Source organism: Streptomyces sp. NPDC104226 (assembly GCF_055584085.1).
The window spans coordinates 258,220-280,408 of record NZ_JBVJMS010000009.1; the positions used below are offsets into that span (position 1 = coordinate 258,220).

At 72.1% G+C, this 22,189-nt stretch carries 10 protein-coding genes; 9 read left to right on the plus strand and 1 reads right to left on the minus strand.

Annotated elements, in window-relative coordinates:
• Positions 1-146: 146 nt before the first annotated feature.
• The 8 genes from ACZ60J_RS27620 (at position 147) to ACZ60J_RS27655 (ending at position 20,406) form a co-directional block, all read left to right on the plus strand.
• Positions 147-1,517: a lysine N(6)-hydroxylase/L-ornithine N(5)-oxygenase family protein gene (locus ACZ60J_RS27620; protein WP_469685887.1), complete on the plus strand. Its 1,371-nt coding sequence runs from the start codon at positions 147-149 to the stop codon at positions 1,515-1,517.
• Positions 1,518-1,664: 147 nt separating this feature from the next.
• Complete coding sequence (locus tag ACZ60J_RS27625; RefSeq protein ID WP_469685889.1) at positions 1,665-2,753, plus strand: FecCD family ABC transporter permease; 1,089 nt, start codon at positions 1,665-1,667, stop codon at positions 2,751-2,753.
• Positions 2,750-3,835 (plus strand): FecCD family ABC transporter permease, encoded by a 1,086-nt coding sequence (locus tag ACZ60J_RS27630; RefSeq protein ID WP_469685891.1) that lies wholly within the window; start codon positions 2,750-2,752, stop codon positions 3,833-3,835. The genes ACZ60J_RS27625 and ACZ60J_RS27630 overlap by 4 nt, the downstream gene beginning before the upstream one ends.
• A 41-nt stretch (positions 3,836-3,876) precedes the next feature.
• A complete protein-coding gene (locus tag ACZ60J_RS27635; protein WP_469685893.1) occupies positions 3,877-4,728 on the plus strand; it encodes an ABC transporter ATP-binding protein in 852 nt (283 codons plus the stop codon).
• A 106-nt stretch (positions 4,729-4,834) separates the two neighbouring features.
• Positions 4,835-5,896, plus strand: coding sequence for an iron-siderophore ABC transporter substrate-binding protein (locus tag ACZ60J_RS27640; protein WP_469685895.1), 1,062 nt, complete (start codon positions 4,835-4,837; stop codon positions 5,894-5,896).
• Positions 5,897-5,900: 4 nt separating this feature from the next.
• A complete protein-coding gene (locus ACZ60J_RS27645; protein ID WP_469685897.1) occupies positions 5,901-7,688 on the plus strand; it encodes an ABC transporter ATP-binding protein in 1,788 nt (595 codons plus the stop codon).
• Between the two features lie 57 nt (positions 7,689-7,745).
• On the plus strand, positions 7,746-18,716 hold the full coding sequence (locus tag ACZ60J_RS27650) for a non-ribosomal peptide synthetase (protein ID WP_469685898.1): 10,971 nt from the start codon (positions 7,746-7,748) through the stop codon (positions 18,714-18,716).
• On the plus strand, positions 18,703-20,406 hold the full coding sequence (locus ACZ60J_RS27655; RefSeq protein ID WP_469685900.1) for an ABC transporter ATP-binding protein: 1,704 nt from the start codon (positions 18,703-18,705) through the stop codon (positions 20,404-20,406). The genes ACZ60J_RS27650 and ACZ60J_RS27655 overlap by 14 nt, the downstream gene beginning before the upstream one ends.
• A gap of 79 nt (positions 20,407-20,485) precedes the next feature.
• Here the strand turns inward: ACZ60J_RS27655 and ACZ60J_RS27660 are convergent, their stop codons facing one another.
• Positions 20,486-21,601, minus strand: a complete 1,116-nt coding sequence (locus ACZ60J_RS27660) for an alpha/beta hydrolase-fold protein (RefSeq protein WP_469685901.1) — start codon at positions 21,599-21,601, stop codon at positions 20,486-20,488.
• Positions 21,602-21,789: 188 nt separating this feature from the next.
• Between ACZ60J_RS27660 and ACZ60J_RS27665 the strand changes: the two genes are divergently transcribed.
• A complete protein-coding gene (locus ACZ60J_RS27665) occupies positions 21,790-22,002 on the plus strand; it encodes an MbtH family protein (RefSeq protein WP_382973712.1) in 213 nt (70 codons plus the stop codon).
• Positions 22,003-22,189 lie beyond the last annotated feature (187 nt).

Consider the following 22,189-nt stretch of genomic DNA (forward strand, 5'->3'; position numbering starts at 1 on the left):
GTTTGTCAGGTCGACAGGCTGTCCAGATCAGGTTAGCTTTACCTAAGTTCCACTCGGCTGCCGGTCACCGGTGTGCCTGGACACCCCTTTCCCCCACCCCTGACACGACGCCTGGCAGGCGGCTGTCCCGCACCAATGGGAGTGACATGTCACAGGCTCTTCCTGGCGACGCACCACTGATCCACGACCTGATCGGTATCGGCTTCGGGCCGTCGAACGTCGCCATGGCGATCGCGCTCAGCGAGCACAACGTGCGCGTCGGAAGGCAAGAGGCGGTCACCGCTCACTTCTTCGAGCAGCAGCCCCGCTTCGGGTGGCACCGCGGCATGCTCATCGATGACGCGACGATGCAAGTGTCCTTCATGAAGGACCTGGTGACGCTCCGGAACCCGACCAGCGAGTACTCCTTCCTCTGCTACCTGCAGGAGAAGGGGCGGCTGATCGACTTCGTCAACCACAAGAACCTGTTCCCGCTGCGCGTCGAGTTCCACGACTACCTCGAGTGGGCCGCGGCCAAGGTCGACGACATGGTCTCGTACGGCCACCAGGTCGTCTCCGTCGAGCCCGTGCTGCAGGACGGCGTCGTGGAGTACCTCGACGTGACGGCGCGCTCCGGCGACGAGGTCGTCGTCCACCGTGCCCGCAACCTCGTCATCGCCACCGGTCTGCGCCCGGTCATGCCCGAGGGCATCGAGCGGACCGACCACGTCTGGCACAACACCGACCTGCTGAAGAAGATCGACGGCCTGGAGGGCAGCGAGCCCACCCGCTTCGTCGTGGTCGGCGCCGGCCAGAGCGCCGCCGAGAACGTGGCCTACCTGCACCGCCGCTTCCCGCAGGCCGAGGTCTGCGCGGTCTTCTCCCGCTACGGCTACAGCCCCGCGGACGACAGCAGCTTCGCCAACCGCATCTTCGACCCCGAGGCGGTGGGCGAGTACTTCTCCGCCCCGGAGGACGTCAAGCAGCGGCTGATGGGCTACCACGGCAACACCAACTACTCCGTGGTCGACATCGACCTCATCGACGACCTGTACCGGCAGTCGTACCAGGAGAAGGTGCTCGGCACCGAGCGGCTGCGCTTCCTGAACGTCTCGCGCCTGACGGGCGTGGAGGAGACGGCCGACGGGGTCCGCGCCAGCATCACGTCCCTGGTCACCGGCGAGGAGAGCGTGCTCGACGCCGACGTCGTGGTGTGCGCCACCGGGTACCAGCAGGCCGACGGCCTGGGCCTGCTCGGCGAGGTCGCGGACCGCTGCCACCGCGACGAGCACGGCCGGGTCCGCGTCGAGCGCGACTACCGGGTGGAGACCGACCTCGAGCTGAGCTGCGGCATCTACCTCCAGGGCGGAACCGAGCACACGCACGGCATCACCTCCTCCCTGCTCTCCAACACCGCGGTGCGCGTCGGCGAGATACTCGACTCGATCCTCGACCGGAACCTCAAGTCCGTGCCCGACCAGGCCCGTCCGGTCGAGCACGGGGGAGCGGGCGCCGGAGCCCGCCAGCCGGCCGTCTGACCGGACCGCCGGCCGGCTCGTCCGACCGGACCCGCCAGCGCGGACCCACCCGCGCACACCCACCCACTGCCGTGCCTCCCGGGCGTACTCGCCCCCGAGGTGCGGCAGTAGTGTGAAGTCACCCCGTCCCATATCGAAGGAACGTCCGTGCCCACTGGTACTCGCCTCCCCGCCGGCGGCCCGCCCGCGGTCGGGCGTCCGGCGCCCTCCGGGGCCGTCGCGCAGGCCCGGCGCCGGCGGATCACGGGTCTGGTCGCCCTCCTCGTGCTGCTCGTGGCCGCGGCGCTGGTCTCCCTCGCCGTCGGCGCGCGGGCGCTCAGCCCCGCCGAGGCGTGGCACGGGCTCTTCGCGGATCCGGATCCCGATCAGAAGCTTTCCGAGGCCCGGCTCATCATGAGGACCCTACGGTTGCCCCGTACGGTCCTCGCGATCGTGGCGGGCATCGCGCTGGGCGTGGGCGGAGCGCTGATCCAGGGGTACACGCGCAACCCCATCGCGGACACCGGCCTGCTCGGGGTGAACACCGGCGCCTCGTTCGCCGTGGTGTCGGCGATCGCCCTGTTCGGGTTCACGGACCCGTTCGAGTACGTCTGGTTCGCCTTCCTGGGCGCCGCGCTCGCCGGTGTCGTCGTGTTCGGGCTGTCGAGCATCGGCCGGGGCGCGGGCAATCCGCTGACGCTCGCTCTGGCCGGGCAGGGGGTCACGGTGTTCCTGATGGCCATGACCACGGCGATCGCGCTGACGGACAAGGCGGCGCTGAACGCCCTGCGGTTCTGGAACGCCGGGTCGGTGGCCGGCGTCGGCTTCGACGTCATCTGGCCGGTGACGGCCTTCATCGTGGTCGGGCTGGTCCTGGCCCTGGCCACCCTGCCCTCCGTCAACCTGCTGAACCTGGGCGACGACGTGGCGCGCGGACTGGGCGTGAACATCACGCTGGTCCGGACCGTCGGCATCATCGCCATCACGCTGCTGGCGGGCGCGGCGACGGCCGCGTGCGGCCCCATCGCCTTCCTCGGCCTCATGGTGGCGCACGTGGCCCGCTACCTGGCCGGGCCCGACTACCGCTGGCTGGTGCCGTACGCGGGCCTGCTCGGCGCGGTCGTCCTTCTGGTCTGCGACATCGTGGGCCGCGTCGTGGTGTCGCCGGGAGAGCTGGACGCGGGCATCCTCGTCGCTCTGCTCGGCGCCCCGTTCTTCGCGGTCCTCGTGTGGCGGGGAAAGTTCAAGAGCGCATGAACGAGACACTGCTGACGTCCGCCCCGAAGCCCGACCGGAAGCCTTCCGTGGCGCCGGGCGTGCGCCTCGGCGGCATGTCCTTCGTCTGGCGGCCCAGGATCGTGCTGGTCACGCTGCTGCTGGCGGCGGCGGCCTTCCTGCTGTTCTGCCTGTCCATCGCCGTGGGGGACTTCCCCCTCGGTCTCTCGCAGGTGGTCTCCACCCTCTTCGGCGGGGGAGAGCAGGTCGACCAGTTCGTGATCATGGACCTGCGCATGCCGCGGGCCCTGGCCGGGCTCGTCGTGGGCATCGCGCTCGGCATGTCCGGGGCGATCACCCAGTCCATCGCCCGCAATCCGCTGGCCAGTCCGGACATCCTGGGCATCACTGGAGGCGCCAGCGCGGTCGCGGTGTGCCTGGTGACCGTGTCGGGCGGGGCCACGGCCGCCGTCGTCGGTTCCGTCGGGCTGTCCGGGGCGGCGCTCGCCGGCGGTCTCGGCACGGGCCTGCTGGTGTACTTCATGGCGTGGCGGCGCGGGGTCGACGGCTTCCGGCTCATCCTCATCGGCCTCTCCGTGAGCGCCGTGATGGAGGCGCTCACGACCTGGCTGCTGGTCACCGCCGACATCAGGGACGTGGCGCGAGCCCAGGCGTGGCTGGTCGGCTCCCTGGACAACCGGTCGTGGGACGAGGTGTCGGTGGCCCTCTGGGGCACGCTCGTCCTCGCGGTGGTCGTGGCGTGCGCGGCCTTCCAGTTCAAGCCGCTGCACTTCGGCGACGACGTGGCCGCGGGTCTCGGCGTCCGGTACGCGCTGGTACGGGCCGTCCTGCTGCTGTGCGCGGTGCTCCTGGCGGGCTTCGCGGTGAGTGCGGCGGGGCCGGTCCCGTTCGTCGCCATGGTGGCGCCGCAGGTGGCGATCCGTCTGACGAAGTCCCCCACGCCGCCTTTGGTGGCCTCCGCCGTGGTGGGTGCGCTGCTGCTGATCGGCTCGGACCTGGTCGCCCGTACGGCGCTGCCGGTCACCCTGCCGGTCGGCGTGGTCACCGCCGCGATCGGCGGCCCCTTCCTCATCTACCTCCTGGTGCGGGCGAACCGCCGCTAGGTGATAGAAAGGTTAGGCAAGCCTAAATAAAAGGGGGAGCCGTGGCCGCTCAGTCCATCACCGAGGCCCAGTCCGAGACCGTGACCGAGGGCGTTCCGCGACTGGCGGCCAAGGGGGTCACGGTCGGGTACGGCGACCGGACCGTCATCGACGCGCTCGACGTGTCGATCCCGCCGGGTGTGGTGACCACGATCATCGGCCCCAACGGGTGCGGCAAGTCGACCCTGTTGCGGACCCTGTCGCGGCTGCTCAAGCCGACCAGCGGATCCGTGGTCCTGGACGGCGAGGACATCGCCCGGCTGCGGACCAGGGATGTGGCGAAGAAGCTCGGCCTGCTGCCCCAGGCGCCGGTCGCGCCGGAAGGCCTGACCGTGGCCGACCTGGTCGCCAGGGGCCGGCACCCGCACCAGAGCTGGCTGCGCCAGTGGTCCTCGGACGACGCCTCCGTCGTGGAGCGCGCGCTGGCCATGACGGGCGTGGCCGATCTGGCCGACCGGCCCGTGGACGCGCTCTCCGGAGGCCAGCGTCAACGCGTCTGGATATCCATGACCCTCGCTCAGGGCACCGATCTGCTGCTGCTCGACGAGCCCACCACCTACCTGGATCTGGCGCACGCAGTCGACGTGCTCGATCTCGTCGACGACCTGCACGAGTCGGGGTGCACCGTGGTCATGGTGCTGCACGACCTCAATCTCGCCGCGCGCTACAGCGACAACCTCATTGTGATGAAGGCCGGTTCGGTCCTGGCGCAGGGTCATCCGCGCGAGGTGCTGACCGCCGAGCTGTTGCAGGAGGCGTTCGGCCTGCGTGCCATGGTGATTGACGATCCGGTGGGTGACCGGCCGCTCGTCGTGCCGATCGGCCGGACCCATGTCCACAGTGCGGGCAGCTGAAACCAGAGCGTTACCACTTAGGCTAGGCTTACCTCACTTCCCCGGGGTACGGTTTGCCTGCCCTAAGTGGGGCCGCAGTGGACAGTACGAAAGCAAGGGATTCCGCATGCTCCTCGACCGAACGACACGTACCAAGCCCTGGCTGAAGCTGGCGGCCACCGTGTCCGCCGCGGCCCTCGGTGTAGGCGTCCTTGCCGGCTGCGGTTCCGAGACGGCCGACAAGGACAAGAAGAAGGACGACGCCGCCAACGCCCCGGCCGCTACCGGTGCGTTCCCGGTGACCGTCGAGCACTTCTTCGGCTCCACCGAGGTCAAGAAGGCCCCCCAGCGCGTCGTCACCGTCGGCTACACCGACGACCAGACCGTCCTCGCGTTCGGCATCAAGCCGGTCGGCATGACCGACCAGTACCCGAACCCGGCGGGTCAGAGCCCCGACATCAACACCCAGTGGCCCTGGGTGAAGGACAAGTGGGGCGAGACCAAGCCCGAGGTCATCATGAGCAACGGTGACGCCGGCCCCAACTTCGAGAAGATCGCGGCCCTGCGCCCCGACCTGATCATCGCGGTCTACTCCGAGGTCGACCAGGCCGCCTACGACAAGCTGTCGAAGATCGCCCCGACGGTCGGCCGCACCAAGGCCGAGAAGGAGCCCTTCAGTGCTCCGTGGTCGGACAACGCCCTCCAGATCTCCAAGGCGGTCGGCAAGGAGGCCGAGGGCAAGGCGATGATCCAGGGCATCCAGGACAAGCTCGCCGCGGTCAAGAAGGCGCACCCCGAGTTCGCCACCCAGACGGCCGTCGCGGTCTCCTGGTACAAGGACGCGGTCAACCCCTTCACCTCCACCGACGTCCGCGGCCAGCTCCTGACCGGCATGGGCTTCAAGCCCCAGACCGAGCTCGACAAGATCTCGGAGGGCAAGTTCTCCTTCGCGCTCTCCCCGGAGCGCATGAACCTCATCGACGTCGACCGCGTCTTCGTCATCAACGACAAGGCCGACACGGACGCGATGAAGAAGTCCGAGCTCTTCGCCAACCTGAAGGTCACCAAGGCCAACAAGGTGTCCTACCTGCTGGACAGCGAGGGCCCGGCGGCCGGCGCGGCCATGTCCCAGGCCACCCTGCCCGCCCTGCCGTTCGCCATCGACGAGCTCGTCAAGTCGGTCGGCTAGGTTTGTGAGCACCACGGACATTCGGGTCGCCCCGGCAGCCCTGCGTACGACGTCCGGACGTGAAGCAGCACGATGGGTCGCGGCGAACTGCCGCACGATGCCCTGGCTGACGTCCGGCGCCGTACTCAGCACGGTCGCCGGGGCGGCTCTCCAGATGCTCCCCGTCCTGCTGCTCGGCCGGGTGGTCGACGCGGTGACCGGGGGCGAACCGCGTTCGGTCCTGGTCACGATCGGGGCATGGATGGTGGCCGCCGCGCTGCTCGGCGCGGCGGCCACCGCCCTGTCCGCCTACCTGATCGGGCGGCTCGGTGCCGACCTGCTCGCGCACCTGCGCGAAGGCGCCGTACGGGCCGTGCTGGGCATGCCCAGCGCCCGCGTCGAGCAGGTGGGCCGCGGAGACGTGCTCTCCCGGGTCGGCGACGACGTCGCCGTCCTGTCCAAGGGCATCCGCTCGGCCATCCCCACGGTGTTCTCCGCCGGGGTCCTGGTGACCATCGCCACGATCGGCATGTTCGGACTCGACTGGCGGCTCGGCCTGGCCGGCGCGTGCGCGCTCCCGGCCTACGCGCTGGCCCTGCGCTGGTACCTGCCCCGGTCCGCCCCGCTCTACCGCAAGCGTGCGGTGGCCCAGGCCGAGCGGGCGCAGGCGCTGATCAGCGGCCTGAACGGCATCGAGACGGTACGGGCGCACCGCCTGGAGGAGGCCTTCCGCGAGAAGGTCTCGGAGGATTCGCGGCGGGTGCGGGACCTCGGCATCGAGGTGTTCCACTTCTTCGGCCGGTTCGTCGGCCGGGAGAACCGCGCCGAGTTCATCGGCCTGGTCCTGATCCTCGTGGTGGGCTACGCCCTGCTGGAGACCGGCTCGGCCAGCCTCGGTGAAGTGGCGGCGGCGCCGCTGGTGTTCCACCGCCTGTTCACCCCGCTCGGCGCGATCATGTTCACCTTCGACGAGGCCCAGAAGTCGGGCGCGAGCCTGACCCGGCTCGTCGGGGTGCTGGGGGAGTCCACGCAGGACCGGCTGGTCGGCGATGCGACCGCCGCACCGGCGGGCGAGGAGCCGTACGCGGTGACGGTGAAGGGGCTGACGTTCCGTTACCCCGGAGCCGAGGAACCGGTCCTGAGCGAGGTGAGCCTGACGATCCCGGCGGGCGGTTCGCTGGCCCTGGTGGGCGCGACGGGCGCCGGCAAGACGACCCTGGCCGCACTCGTCGCCGGCATCGGGACCCCCGAGGCCGGGTCCGTGCGGATCGGGCCGACCGACCTCGCCGATCTGGACGAGGCCGCCGCGCGGGCGCTGGTGAGCATCCTGACCCAGGAGACGCACGTGTTCTCCGGGCCGCTCGCCGACGACCTGCGACTGGCCGCGCCGGAGGCGACCGACGCCGAGCTGCTGGCCGCACTGGCCACCGTAGGGGCGGCCGAGTGGGTCGATGCGCTGCCCGAGGGGCTGAACACGGCGGTCGGCGAAGGTGGTTCGCGGCTGGACGGCACGAAGGTGGCCCAGGTGGCCCTGGCCCGGCTGGTGCTGGGCCGGGCGCCCGTGGTGGTGCTCGACGAGTCGACCGCGGAGGCGGGCAGCGAGGGCGCCGCCGAGCTGGAGCGGGCCGTGCTGGCCGCTTGCGCCGGGCGGACCACGCTGTTCGTGGCCCACCGGCTGACCCAGGCGGTGGCCGCCGACCGGATCGCCGTGCTGGATGCGGGACGCGTCGTGGAGCAGGGCACGCACGAGGAGCTGGTGGCCCTGGGCGGCCGTTACGCGCGACTCTGGCGGGCCTGGAGAGACGCTAGTTAGGCCACCCTAATTTAGGTTAGGCTAGCCTTCGTACCTTGGAAGGGTGTTGAGTCTTCAATGATGGAACCGAGCGCTCGTCTCGTGCTGATCTCTCCCACGCGCCTGGCAGACGTGCGCCGGCGGACCGGCGGATACTCCGACCGGACCATCGCCGAGGCCTGTGCCATCGGACTGTCGTACTGGGCGACGGGCGTCAGCCCCGACGGAATCGACCTGACCCCCGGCACGCTCTTCGCGGACGTCCTCGCGTGGGCCGACAACGGGGGTACGGCTCCCAGCGGTTGGGAAACCGGCGAGGCGGCCCCGGACGGCTGGGCCATCGCGGTCCCCGCTGGCGCCCTGCCGGCCGGCGTCCCGCAGTCCGGCGCCCAGCTCGCGCTGGACGACCTGGCGGACTTCCCCGACCGGACCCTCGGCACCATCAGCCCGTCCACCATGGCGGAGCGGCTCACCACCCTGGCCGAGTGGAACGACAACGCGGCGGACCGGGTCCGGCCGACCATCGTGGAGATGTTCCGCGAGCAGGCGCGCCTGCGGCCGGACGCGGTCGCCATCGTCGACGAACACCGCTCGCTGACCTACCGCCAGGCGGCGGAGCTGTCCGCGCAGCTGGCCCACCACCTGATCGGACGCGGACTCGGCTCCGAGCAGGTCGTGGGCATCTCGCTGGGCCGCTCCGCCGACATGGTCATCGGCCTCCTCGGCGTGCTCCAGGCCGGCTGCGCGTTCGTCCCGCTCGACCCGCAGTGGCCCGCCGCCCGCCGCGCCGTCGTCATCGAAGACGCCCGCGTCGTCCTGCAGCTGAGCGGCTCCGACGAGCACGACCCCGCGGAACCGGCCGCCGCCGTCGTCGACCTCGACGACTGGCGGTACGCCGACCAGCCCGCCGGAGACACCGGCATCACCGCGCACGGCAACGCCCTGGCCTACGTGATCTTCACGTCCGGTTCCACCGGCCGCCCCAAGGGCGCGATGATCCGCCACGAGGCGATCAGCGAACGCCTGCTGTGGCAGGTCAACGAGATCCTGGGCTTCGGCCACGACGACGCCTCGCTGTTCAAGGCGCCGCTGTCCTTCGACATATCCATCAACGAGATCTTCCTCCCGCTGGTCTGCGGCGGCCGCCTCGTCGTCCTGCGGCCCGGCGGCGAACGCGACCCGCACCACCTGCTCGCCGTGATCGCCGAGCACCGCGTCACCTTCACCTACCTCGTCTCCTCCATGCTGGACGTCCTGCTGGAGATCGCCGGGGACTCCGACCGCCTCGACAGCATGCGCCACGTGTGGTGCGGCGGCGAGGTGCTCACCCCCGAGCTGTACGAGCGCTACCGCACCCGGCTCGACATCCCCATGTACCACGGCTACGGCCCGGCCGAGACGACCATCGGCGTCTCCCACGTCATCTACCGCGGCGAAGCGGAACGCCTGTCCACCTCGATCGGCAAGGCCAACCCCAACACCCAGCTCTACGTCCTCGACGACGAGCTGCGCCCCGTCCCGACCGGCGTCGGCGGCGAACTCTACGTCGGCGGCTTCCTCCTGGGCCGCGGCTACGTGAACGCACCCGCACTGACCGCCTCCCGGTTCGTGGCGAACCCCTTCGCCACCGACGGCTCCCGCCTCTACCGCACCGGCGACCTCGCCCGCTTCGCCCCCGACGGCTCCCTGGACTTCCTCGGCCGCGCCGACAACCAGATCAAGATCCGCGGCATGCGCCTCGAACTGGAGGACGTGGAGGTCGGCCTCGCCGAGCACCCCGCGGTACGGCACACCTGCGTCATCGCCAAGAAGAACAGCGCGGGCGGCACCTACCTGGTCGGCTACGTCATCCCGGCCGCCGGCCACGAGGAGCTGCGGGCCGACGAGGTCAAGGCCTGGGCCACCGAGCACATGGTCGAGTACATGGTGCCCGCCCACGTCGTCGTCATGACCGAGTTCCCGCTCACCGCGAACGGCAAGCTCGACCGGCGCGCCCTGCCCGAACCCGAGATCACGACCGGCACCTTCCTGCGGCCCTCCACCGACGAGGAGCGCGCCGTCTGCGCGGCCGTCGCCTCGGTGCTGCGCCTGGAGGAAGTCGGCGTCGACCAGGACTTCTTCCAGCTCGGCGGAGACAGCATCCTCGCCATCTCGCTGCTGAGCGCCCTGCGCGAGAAGGGCCTCTACGTCACCGCCGGGCAGATCTTCGCCAACAGCGTCCTGGGCGCCCTGGCAGCGGTGGCCGGCCGCGAGGACGTGTCCCGGGCGGACCACGCCGACGTGGCGACCGGTCCCGTGGAGGGATCGCCCATCGTCCAGTGGCTGGGCCGGACCACGGACGCCGTCGACGGATTCGTCCAGGCGGTCGTACTGAACACCCCGGCGGACCTCACCGCCGACGCGCTGGGCCCGATCCTCGACTCCGTAGTCGCCCGGCACGACATGCTGCGCGCCCGGCTGGTCCGCGGGGACCGCTGGAGCTTCGACATCCCGCAGGCCGACGGAGCCGCGGCCGACTGGCAGGAGAGCGACGGCACGCTCGACGCGTGCGTGGCCCTCGCCACCGAAGGACTGGACCCGGACGGCGGCGTGATGCTGCGGGCCGTCTGGCGCCGCGAGGCACGCCAGCTGGTCCTGGTCGCCCACCACGTGGTCGTCGACGGCGTGTCCTGGCGGGTGCTGATGGAGGACCTGGCCACGGCATGGCGCCAGTTCTCCGCGGGCACGGACATCGAACTGCCCCCCGTCGGCACCTCGTTCCGGCGCTGGACCCAGCTCCTGGGCAGCGCCGACTTCGACGCGGACCGCGCCCACTTCGAGCGTCCCCTGCCGGGCCCCGACGCCCCGCTGGGCCGGCGCGCCCCCTCCGAAGCCGACACCGTCGAACGGGAACGGCACCGGATCTTCACCGTAGGCTCCGATGCCACGGCCGCGCTGCTCGGCGACATACCCGCGAAGTTCCACGCGGGCGTCAACGACGTCCTGCTGACCGCGCTCGCCGTCACCCTCGCCCGGTGGCGCCGCGGCCGCGGCCAGGAGCAGACCTTCGCGCACATCGAGCTGGAGGGCCACGGCCGCGAAGGCCGCCACGTCGCGGGCGCCGCCGGCATCGAGCCGGAACTGTTTCGCACCGTCGGCTGGTTCACCACGCTGTTCCCGGTGACCGTGGACCCCGGCACGACCGGCGACTTCACCGACCCCCGGTACCTCGCCGCCGCCCTCAAGGCGGTCAAGGAAGACCTCGCCCGCGTCCCGAGCAACGGCGTCTCCTACGGCGCCCTGCGCTACCTGGCCGACACCCCCTTCACGGCCCCGGCACCCCAGGTCCTCTTCAACTACCTGGGCCGCTTCGACGCGGGCGCGTCGGGGGACTGGCAGCTCTCCGGCACCACCGGCCAGCTCGGCGAGAAGCGCGACCCGAAGATGCGCCTGCCGCGCGCCCTGGAGTTCAACGCGATCGCCGAACCCTCCGCGACCGGCGCCTACGAACTCGTCACCACCGTCTCCTGGCCCGACGGGATGTTCACCGACGAGGACATCGAGGCGATCGGCGGCTACTTCCAGGCCGCCCTCACCGCCCTGGCCGCGCTCGACGAGGGCGGCCACTCGCCCAGCGACTTCCCGCTGGTGCGCCTCACCCAGGCCGACGTCGACGCCCTGGACGGGCCCGCGCTGCGCGCCGTCCTGCCGCTGACCCCGCTCCAGGAAGGCCTGTACTTCCACTCCGTCTTCGACGACGACTCCGCGGGCAGCTACGTCGAACAGCAGCTGCTGACGCTGGAGGGCGAGCTCGACCCCGAGCGCCTCCGGACCGCGGCCACCCGCCTGCTCACCCTGTACCCGAACCTGGCCGCACGGTTCACGGCCCTCGCCGACGGCCGCGTGGTCTCCGTACTGGATAGCGGCGCCGAGGCGCCCTTCACCACCCTGGAGCGGCCCGGCATCACGGACGCGGAACTCCACGAACTCGCCGAGCGGGACCGCCGCGCCGGATTCGACCTGGCCACCGGCCCGCTGATGCGGTTCACCCTGGTCCGCGACCCGCAGTCCGGCCGCAACGTCCTCGTGCAGACCGTCCACCACATCATCGCCGACGGCTGGTCGGTGCCCCCGATGCTGCGCGCGCTGCTCGCCGAGTACCACGCGCCGGGAAGCACCTACCCGCTGAGCGGCTTCCCCGACTACGTCGGCTGGCTCGCGGAGCGCGACGCCGACGAGAGCGACCGCGTGTGGGGCGCCGAACTCGCCGAGCTGCCCGGCCCCTCGCTGGTGGCCCGGGACCACACCCCCTCCGACCGGTTCGCCGACACCTCCGTCGAGCCGGCGCTCGATGTCGACGCCGCCGTCCGTTCCGCCGGCGTACCGCTGAGCGTGGCCGTGCACAGCGCCTGGGCGGTGACCCTGGGCGGGATCCTGCACTCCGAGGACGTGGTCTTCGGATCCACGGTCTCCGGCCGCGACGCGGACGTCCCCGGCATCGAGGACATGGTCGGCCTGTTCATCAACACCGTCCCGCTGCGCGCCCGCTGGGCCGCCGGCACCACGGCGCGCGAACTGCTCGGCTCCGTGCGCGAGCACCAGGGCGCGGTCCTGCCGCACCAGCACGTCTCGCTGGCACGGATCGGCCGGCTGGCCGGCGTCGGCTCCCTCTTCGACACCCTCGTGGTGTTCGACGTGGCCACCGACGTGGCCGCCCTGCGCCGCACCGGCGACACCCTCGCCGTCACCGGCCTCGTCAACGAGGGAGCCCCGCACTACCCGCTGACCCTGGTCGTGGAGCGGGCCCTCGACGGACGCCCCCGCTTCAACCTGATCTACGACGGCCAACTGCTCGGCGAGAGCAGTGCCCAGGACATCCTGGCCCGGTTCACGCACACCCTCACCGGCCTGCTCACCCGGCCGGACGCCCCGGTCGGCGACCTGGCGCCCGAGGCCGGCAGGAGCCCCGCACGGATCGCCCCGACCACGCTCGGCGCACTCTTCGACGCCGCCGCGGACCGGAACCCGGCGGCCACCGCCGTCACCCAGTGCGCGCTCGACGGCACCACCCGCTCCCTGACCTACGGCGAACTCGCCGCAGCCAAGGACGAACTGGCCGCCGCCCTGCGCGCGGCCGGAGTCCGGCCGGGCCGGCGCGTGGCCGTGGCCGTCCCGCGCACCATCGAGCAGGTCGTCGCCCTCGTCGCGATCGTCAGCGCGGGCGGCGCCTACGTCCCGCTCGACATGGCCTACCCCGACGACCGGCTGGAGTACGTCCTCGGCGACTCCGCCCCGCAGGCCGTCCTCGTGGACCCCGGCCAGCGCGAACGCTTCACCGCCCTGCTGGAGCGGGCGGGAGTCGACGCCAAGGTCCTCGTGCAGGGCGACGAACTGCCGCAGGACGCCGCCGAGTCCGACGTGGCCGAGGTCAGCTGGCACGACCCCGCCTACGTCATCTACACCTCCGGCTCCACCGGCAGGCCCAAGGGCGTCGTCGTCCCGCACTCCAGCGTGGTGGCGCTGCTCGCCAACACCCAGCCGGACATGGACTTCGGCCCCGAGGACGTGTGGGTCCAGTTCCACTCCTACTCCTTCGACTTCGCCGTCTGGGAGCTGTGGGGCGCCCTGGCGCACGGCGGCGAGCTGCTCGTCCCCGACTACGGCCTGACCCGTTCCCCGGTCGACTTCCACCGGCTGGTGCGCGAGCGCGGAGTGACCGTGCTCAACCAGACGCCGTCGGCCTTCTACCAGTTCGTCGAGGCCGACCGGCACGCCGGTGAGCCCCTTCCCGCCCTGCGCCGCGTCATCTTCGGCGGCGAGGCACTGGACCTGGGACGGCTGCGCGGCTGGGTCGAGCGGCACGGCGCCGCCTCGCCCGAGCTCGTCAACATGTACGGGATCACCGAGACCACGGTCCACGTGACCCACCGGGTGCTGACCGACGGGGACTTCGCCTTCGGCGACGACGTCAGCCCGATCGGCGGACCCATCCCGGGCCTGGTCACCCACCTGCTCGACGACCGGCTCCGGCCGGTGCCGCCGGGCCAGGTGGGCGCCATCTACGTGGCCGGCGACCAGGTCTCCCTCGGCTACCTCGGGCGGCCGGGCCTCACCGCGGGCCGCTTCGTGGCGAACCCGTTCGCGAACGACGGCTCCCGGATGTACCACACGGGCGACCTGGCCGTCCGGACCCTCGACGGCGAGCTGGAGTTCACCGGCCGCGCCGACGACCAGGTCCAGCTCAAGGGCTTCCGCATCGAGCTCGGCGAGGTCGAGTCCGCGCTGCGCGACCTCGACGGCGTCGTCGACGTGGCCGTCACCGTGGCCGACAGCGGCGACCACCTGGTCGCGCACGTCGTGGGCCGGGTCCCCGGCGACCTGTCCGCCCTCCTCGCGGAGAAGCTGCCCGTGCACATGGTGCCGGGCCGGGTCCTGCCCGTGGCCGCCCTGCCGCTGACCGTCAACGGCAAGCTGGACCGCAAGGCCCTGATCGCGGCGGCCGCGCAGGACGACACCGCGCCGGCCGGCGGCCCGCTCACCGGGCCCCTCGACGGCTCCGCCGCCGGGTCCGCCGCAGGCTCCGTACTCGCCTCGCTGGTCGGCATCTTCGCCGACACCCTGTCCGACCCGGCCGCCAACGCGGACACCGACTTCTTCGGCGCGGGCGGCGACAGCATCGTCGCCATCACCGTGGTCAACCGCGCCAGGGCGCTCGGCCTGCCGATCGCACCCCGCGACGTGTTCCTCCTGAAGACGCCGCGCGCCCTCGCGGAGCTCCTGGGCACCCGCGCGCCGCAGACCCCTGCCACCACCGCGGCCCCCGCGCGCCGCGAGGACGGCCCGCTGGCACCCACGCCGATCATCCTGCGCCAGCGCGAATTGGGCGGCTCCCTCGCCCGGTTCGCCCAGGCCCGGACCGTCGAGGTGCCCGAAGGCACCGCGTTCGCCGCCATCGAGCGCGCCGCCGGCGCCGTACTGGCCGCCCACCCGGCCCTGCGGATGCGCCTGAACACCGAGCACGGGGTGTGGACCCTGCGCACCGAACCCGCCCGCGAGGCCACCGTCGTCCGCACGGACTCGGCCGACGCCACGGCCGCCGCCAACGAGGCCGCCGGACGGCTCGACCCCGAGACCGGGGAGGTCGCCGCCTTCACCTGGCTCGCACGGACCGGCACACTGGTGGTCACCGTGCACCACATCGCGGTCGACGCGGTGTCCTGGCTGATCCTGCTGGACGACTTCGCCGCCGCCCTGCGCGGGGAGACCCTCGCACCGGCGACCACCTCGTACGCCGAGTACGCCGACGCGCTCACCCTGCGGTCCGCCGCCGGCGCCGAGGACCTCGGGCACTGGGTGGACACCCTGCGGGCCCCCGCGCTGCTGCCCGCGACCGGGACGCTGCGCGACACCACCGTGGTCCTCGGCCCCGAGGCCAGCGACCTGGTGACGCGCACCGCCCCCGCGGCGCTCGGCGTCGCGCTCACCGAGCTGCTGTGCGGCGCCCTGCGCACCGCCCTGACGCGGATCCAGCCGGCGCCCACCGATCTCGCGATCGAACTGGAGCGGCACGGCCGGGTGTCCGTACTGGAGCACCACGACTACACCCGTACGGTCGGCTGGTTCACCGCCATCGCACCCGTCCGGCTCACCGCGCACACCGACCCGGTCGCGGCGGCCCGCGAGCTCGCGGCGCGCCAGCCGGACGAGTCCGGGCACCTCGCCTACGGCAGCCTGCGCTACCTCAACCCGCAGACGGCCCCGCTCCTGACCGCCCGCCCGCAGGTGCTCTTCAACTACCTCGGCCGGGGCAGCGAGTCCAGCGCCCTGCACATCAGCGGCGGCGACCAGGGCAGCCCGTACGCCGTGGAGGTCAACGCCTGGACCGACGCGGCCACCGGCAGCCTGCACGCGACCTTCACCCTCGCCGAGGAGATCCCCGACGAGATCACCGCGCACTGGCTGCACGCCCTGGAATCCCTCGCGGAAGCCTCCGCGACGGCCGAGCGCACGGCGCCCGTCACCGCCCTGCAGCGGGGCCTGTTCTTCCAGGCCCAGCTGGCGGGCACGGCCGGCCACTACGTCGCACAGAGCTACTTCGCCCTCGACCACCACCTCGACACCGACGCACTGACCGAGGCCATGGCCGTCGTCATGGCCCGGCACCCGGTGGTCGGCGCCGGCTTCACCACCGACGACGACGGCAACCCGGTCCAGATCCTCAAGGCGGGCCGCCGCGTCGGCGTCCACACGGTCGAGCTGGAGACCGAGGCGGACGTCGAAGCCCTGCGCGTCCGCGACCGCAACACCGGCTTCGACCCGGCCGAGCCGCCGCTGATCCGGCTGACCGTGATCCGGCTGCCCGACGGCCGCGACGGCCTGCTCCTCAGCTACCACCTGCTGCTGTGGGACGGCTGGTCCCGCGCGATCGTGCTCCGCGACCTGTTCGAGGCCTACCGGGCCCTGCTCGCCGGCGAGCAGCCGGACGCGACCCCGGCCGTGCCGTCCTTCGAGGAGCACGCCCGATCGCTCGCCGCCAAGGACCCGGCCGTCTCGGAGCGGTTCTGGGCCGAGCACCTGACCGGGCTCTCCGGCCCGACGCTGCTCGCCGGACCGGCGCCGTCCCTCTCGGACGACCTGCCGCCCGCGCTCCTGCACACCCTGACCGCCGAACAGTCGCAGCTGCTGCGGGAGACGGCCAGGACGCACGGAGTCACCCTCAACTCGGTCCTCACCGGCGCCTTCGGCCTGCTCCTCGGCGCCCATACCGGCCGCAGCGACGCCGTGTTCGGCGTGACCGTCTCCGGCCGCGAGGGCGAGGGCCTGTCCGACATCGTCGGCGTGCTGCTCAACACCGTGCCCATGTGGACGCGGGCCCGGCCGCAGGACACGGTCGGGGAGTACCTGGCAGCCGTACAGGCGGCCCGGGTCGACGCGATGGAGCACGAGCACCTGGGGCTCGGCGAGATCCAGCGGGCCAGCGGCCACGACACCCTCTTCGACAACCTGTTCGTGCTCCAGAACTTCCTGGACCTGGACGGGCTCGCCGAGATGAACGCCCGCCACGGCATCACCGAGGTCAAGTCGGACGACTCCACCCACTACCCCTTCACCTGGGTCGTCACCCCCGGCGACCGGCTCACGGTCAAGCTGGAGCACCGCCACGGCGACTCCGACGCCGCCCGCCGGCTCCTCGACGACTACGTCGGCCTGCTCCAGGACCTGGCCCGCTCCACCGGACCGGTGGGCGCGCTGCCCGGCCTCGGGCCGGTGCCCGGCCCGGCCGACCGCACCGACATCGGCACCGACACGGTGGTCGACCGTTTCGACCGGGCGGCGGACCGCGCACCCGAGCGGGTCGCGCTCGTCGCACACGGCCGCAGCATGACCTTCGCCGAACTCCGCGACCGCAGCCGCCTGCTGGCGGGCGTGCTCGCCGGACGCGGCATCGGCCCGGAGAAGACGGTGGGCCTGGCGATCCCGCGCACGCCGGAGTGGATCGTCGCGCTGTTCGCCGTCCTGCGCACCGGAGCCGCGTACGTCCCCCTGGAGCTGGACCACCCGGACGAGCGGATCGCCACGATCGTCGCGGACGCCCGGCCCGAGGTGATCCTCACCGTCAGCGCCGTCGCACCCAGGCTGACCGGCGACCTGATCGAACTGGACCGGCCCCTTCCGGAGGCCGAGCCGCTCGTGACGTTCGCGCCGGACGACCCGGACCGGCTGCGGTACCCGGCCTACACGATCTACACCTCCGGTTCGACGGGCAAGCCCAAGGGCGTCGTGACGGAGTACGCCGGCCTCACCAACATGCTGATCAACCACCAGCGCCGCATCTTCGAACCGGTGCTGGCGGAGCACGGCAACCGGATCTTCAAGATCGCGCACACCGTCTCCTTCGCCTTCGACATGTCGTGGGAGGAGCTCCTGTGGCTCGCCGACGGCCACGAGGTGCACATCTGCGACGAGGAACTGCGCCGCGACGCACCCGGACTGGTCGACTACTGCCGTGAGCACGGGATCGACGTCATCAACGTGACCCCGACCTACGCGCAGCAGCTGGCGGCCGAAGGCCTCCTCGACAACCCGGAGCGGCGCCCCGCGCTGGTGCTCCTGGGCGGCGAGGCGGTCACCCCGACCCTGTGGCAGCGGCTCGCCGAGACCGAGGGGACGGTCGGCTACAACCTGTACGGACCCACGGAGTACACGATCAACACCCTGGGCGTGGGCACCTTCGAGTGCCAGGACCCGGTGGTGGGCGTGGCCATCGACAACACCGAGGTGTTCGTCCTGGACCCGTGGCTGCGGCCGCTGCCGGACGGGGTTCCCGGTGAGCTCTACGTCTCCGGCATCGGCATCGCCCGCGGGTACCTCGGCCAGCCGGCCCAGACCGCGCACCGGTTCGTCGCCTCGCCGTTCGGCGCCCCCGGCGAGCGCATGTACCGCACCGGCGACCTCGTGGTCCGTCGGCCGGACGGGAACCTGATGTACCTCGGCCGCACCGACCAGCAGGTCAAGATCCGCGGTCACCGCGTCGAACTGGGCGAGGTGGAGGCCGCGTTCGCCGCCCACCCGGCGGTCCGGTTCACCGCAGCCGTCGCCCAGCCCGACCCGCAGGTCGACGGCGCCTACCGGCTGGCCGCGTACCTCGTCCTGGACCCCGGAGCCGACCTGGCGGCGATCGCCGCCGAGGCGGGTACCGGACTGCCGGACTACATGCGCCCGACGCACTACGCTCAGGTCGACGCCATCCCGCTCACGGTGAACGGGAAGGCCGACACCAAGGCCCTGCCGGAGCCCAGGCCGCTGGGCGCGCTGACCACTTCGGGCGAGCGCGGCCCGGAGACCGAGACCGAGGAACTGGTCTGCGAGTTCTTCGCCGAAGCCCTGGACCTGGACGACGACGAGGTGAGCGCCGTGAGCGATTTCGTGTCCCTCGGCGGACACTCCATGCTGGCCGTACGCCTGGTCGGACTCCTGCGCCGGGAATTCGGCCCCACGATCACCATCCGCGACCTGCTCACCCTGCGAACCCCCGAAGCGATTGCCCGGCACCTTGATGACAACTCCTGACGTCCAGAGATCCCGCCGCGCGGGATCCGACATCCTGCGGACCGCCATACGGCGCAACGTCGGCGCCATGGTCTGGGGCACCGTCCTCATGGGCCTGTACCAGGCGGGCGAGACGGCCTTCCCGATCGCGCTCGGCATGATCGTCGACCACACGATGCGCGACCGGAGCCTGGGGGCACTGGGCCTCTCGATCGCCGCACTGGCCGTGATCATCACGACCGTGTCGCTGTCGTGGCGGTACGGGATGCGCATCCTGCAGAAGGCCAACACGACCGAGGCCCACCACTGGAGGGTGCGGGTCGCGTCCTGCGGCCTCCAGCCGGTGGCCCGGGACGTGGACCTCAAGTCCGGCGAGGTGCTCACCATCGCCACCGAGGACGCCGACCAGACCTCCGACATCGTCGAGGTCGTGCCGATGCTGATCAGCTCCTCGGTCGCGGTGCTGGTCGCGGCGGTCGCGCTGGGCCTGGCGGACCTGCGCCTCGGCCTGCTCGTCATGGTCGGAACGGTCGCCATCCTCTCGACCCTCAGCGTCATGTCGAAGCGGATCGGCAGCAGCACCCAGGAGCAGCAGGCCCGGGTGGCGCGGGCGGGTGCCAAGGTCGCCGACCTGATCACCGGGCTGCGCCCGCTGCACGGTTTCGGCGGCAACCACGCGGCCTTCCGGTCCTACCGGAAGGTCAGCACGGAGGCCAAGGAGCAGGCGATCACGGTCGCCAAGGTGAACGGCGCCTACACGGGCACCGCGCTGGCCCTGAACTCGACCCTGGCCGCCGCGGTGACCCTGACCGCCGGCTGGCTGGCCTTCGACCGGCAGATCAGCATCGGTGAGCTCGTCATGGCCGTGGGCCTGGCGCAGTTCATCATGGAGCCGCTCCGGCTGTTCTCGGACATGCCCAAGTACGTGATGATGGCGCGCGCTTCGGCGGAGCGGATGGCGCTGGTGCTGTCCGCCCCGCCGGTGGCGGCCCCGGGGACGGCCCGCCCGGCACCCGGTGGGGACCTGGAGATCGACTGCGTCCGGTACGAGTCCCTCCAGGGCCTGAAGTTCCACGTCCCGGCGGGCCAGTTCACGGCGATCGCGGTCTACCAGGCGCGGGCGGCGGCCGAACTCGCCTCGATCCTGGCGGTGAACGTGCCGCCGGCCGCGTACGAGGGCACCGTGCGGCTCGGCGGGCAGGACCTCGTGGAGCTGTCGGTCGAGGCGGTCCGCGAACTGATGCTGGTGAACCCGTACGACGGGGAGATCTTCGCGGGAACCCTCCGTACGAACATCGACCCGTCGGGCACCAGCCGGACGGTGCCCGAGGCCGTCGAGGCGTCCATGCTGACCGACGTCGTCGCCCTGCACCGCCAGGGGCTCGACTACGAGGTCCGCGACCGCGGTTCGAACCTCTCCGGCGGGCAGCGCCAGCGGCTCTCGCTGGCCCGGGCGCTGGCAGCGGACTCCGACGTACTGGTGCTGCGGGACCCGACCACGGCCGTGGACGCGGTCACCGAGCAGCTCGTCGCACGGAAGATCGCCGAGCTGCGCCGGGGCCGCACCACCGTGGTCATCACCAGCAGCCCGGCCCTGCTGGACGCGGCCGACCGGGTCCTCGTCCTGGACGACGGGGTGGTCACGGCCGAAGGAACGCACCGTCAGCTGATGGCCGGCGACCCGGCGTACTGTGCGGCGGTCACCCGGTGACCTCGTGAGCCGGTGAACAGAAGGGGGCCCGGTGCCCGGCGGATCGCCGGGCACCGGGCCCCCTTCGTCGTGGCGGGGATCAGGCCAGCGCCCAGGCGACGTCCCTGAGCAGGGCCTGGCGCCAGCCCGCCCGGTCGTGGCCGGACGCCGACCGGCTCACCCGTACGGTCGCGCCGCCCTGTTCCGTCAGGGCCTCGACCAGTTCGCAGTGGGGCTGCATGCGCGCCTCGTGCTCGCCCAGGTCGTACGCGATCCGCAGCCCGGCCGGGGCGGGGCGCTCGCGCAGCCGGGCGGCGATGGTGCCGCCGCGCGGACCGCCCAGCGGGTCCGGCAGTTCCGCGGCCTGCGGGGTCCACCAGAACGACCCCGACTGGCAGGCGACCCGGGACACCAGCTCCGGGAACTCCAGGGCCGCGTACACCGCGCTCAGACCGGCGAGGCTCTGCCCGGCGACCACCAGCCGCCCGGGCTCCGCGGGCACCCCGCTGTCCGCGATCAGCGGCAGCAGTTCGTCCCGTACGGCCTCCCACAGCTCGGGCCGGCAGCCGAACTCCGCCTGCCGGTCCTTGGCGGGCAGGAACACCAGCGTGGCCGGGGGCATGTCGCCGGCCTCGAAGGCCGCGTCGAAGGCCGTCATGGCCGGGTGCAGGTACAGCCAGTCGTCCCCGTCGAGCAGCAGGACCACCGGTCCGCCGCCGCCCACCGGGTGGACCCGTACGGTGCGCTTCCCGCCGAGCCGCTCGCTCGCCCAGCGGATCCGGGTGCGGGGCAGCGGCAGTACGTCGTCGGCGCCCACGGCCGGCCAGTACGGCTGGGGCGGAGCGTCCGGAGTGGCCACGACGGAGCGTTCGCCGCCCGCCCGGACCGGGTTGAGGGGATCGGCGTACGACGATCCGTCATCGGCGAGGAAGCGGTAGGTCACTCGGAGCCGTGCGGGCATGCGCACCTCGGCGTACCAGCAGTCCGTGTCGCGCCACCGGAGCAGCGCCACCGGATCCGACCAGCTCTCGAAATCGAGGACCGCCGGGCTGCCGCGCCACAGGAACAGGGTGACCCAACCGCCGTCGCCGGAAGGCGCGGACGCGGGAGCCGCGGCCGCCCAGAACTCATCGGTGCCGGGCGTGCCGGGCAGGTCGAACGCGGCGAAGGGGCTCTCCGAGCCGTCCTCGGCCAGGATCCGTTCGAGTGCACGCATCGGTGCCTCCTTGTGAGGGGGAAGGGGAAACGTTAAGCTCTCTATAATTAGGGGAGCCTAACCTAAGTGGATGGCTCTCTTCATTCCCGATCGACCTTCCCCACGGGCTCGGCGCCCGCTGTCGGACTGCGCGCGCCGCACACCGACGCCATTCGCCGGTCCCATCGGGCTCCTGGAGGAACCCCAGCATGAGCACCAACCCGTTCGACGATGCCGACGGCCGCTTCCTGGTCCTGGTGAACGACGAGGGTCAGCACTCCCTCTGGCCCTCCTTCGCCGAGGCTCCCGGCGGATGGACGGTCGCCCTCGCCGAGACCACCCGTGAGGCGTGCCTGGAGTTCATCGAGTCGAGCTGGACCGACCTCCGCCCCCGGTCCCTCGCGACGGCCGTCGAGGCCTGACCGGGACGGCCCCGGACGTGCTGCGCTCGCCGCCGCGTCCGGGGCCGCCCTGTGTCCGCGGGCCGGGCGGGTTCACCCCGACCCGGCGGCCGTCGGCGCAACGGGTCTGCGTGTGTGGCCGGTTGTCGACGGGTCGGACGGGTCATGTGAGTGGGGTGCGGAGAGTTAGGTTAGGCTAAGCTAACCA

Excerpts from the sequence above, each read along its gene's own strand:
- ACZ60J_RS27620 (WP_469685887.1), top strand. The coding sequence starts at position 147 with ATGTCACAGGCTCTTCCTGGCGACGCACCACTGATCCACGACCTGATC.
- ACZ60J_RS27630 (WP_469685891.1), top strand. The coding sequence starts at position 2,750 with ATGAACGAGACACTGCTGACGTCCGCCCCGAAGCCCGACCGGAAGCCT.
- ACZ60J_RS27640 (WP_469685895.1), top strand. The coding sequence starts at position 4,835 with ATGCTCCTCGACCGAACGACACGTACCAAGCCCTGGCTGAAGCTGGCG.
- ACZ60J_RS27650 (WP_469685898.1), top strand. The coding sequence starts at position 7,746 with ATGATGGAACCGAGCGCTCGTCTCGTGCTGATCTCTCCCACGCGCCTG.
- ACZ60J_RS27655 (WP_469685900.1), top strand. The coding sequence starts at position 18,703 with ATGACAACTCCTGACGTCCAGAGATCCCGCCGCGCGGGATCCGACATC.
- ACZ60J_RS27660 (WP_469685901.1), bottom strand. The coding sequence starts at position 21,601 with ATGCGTGCACTCGAACGGATCCTGGCCGAGGACGGCTCGGAGAGCCCC.
- ACZ60J_RS27665 (WP_382973712.1), top strand. The coding sequence starts at position 21,790 with ATGAGCACCAACCCGTTCGACGATGCCGACGGCCGCTTCCTGGTCCTG.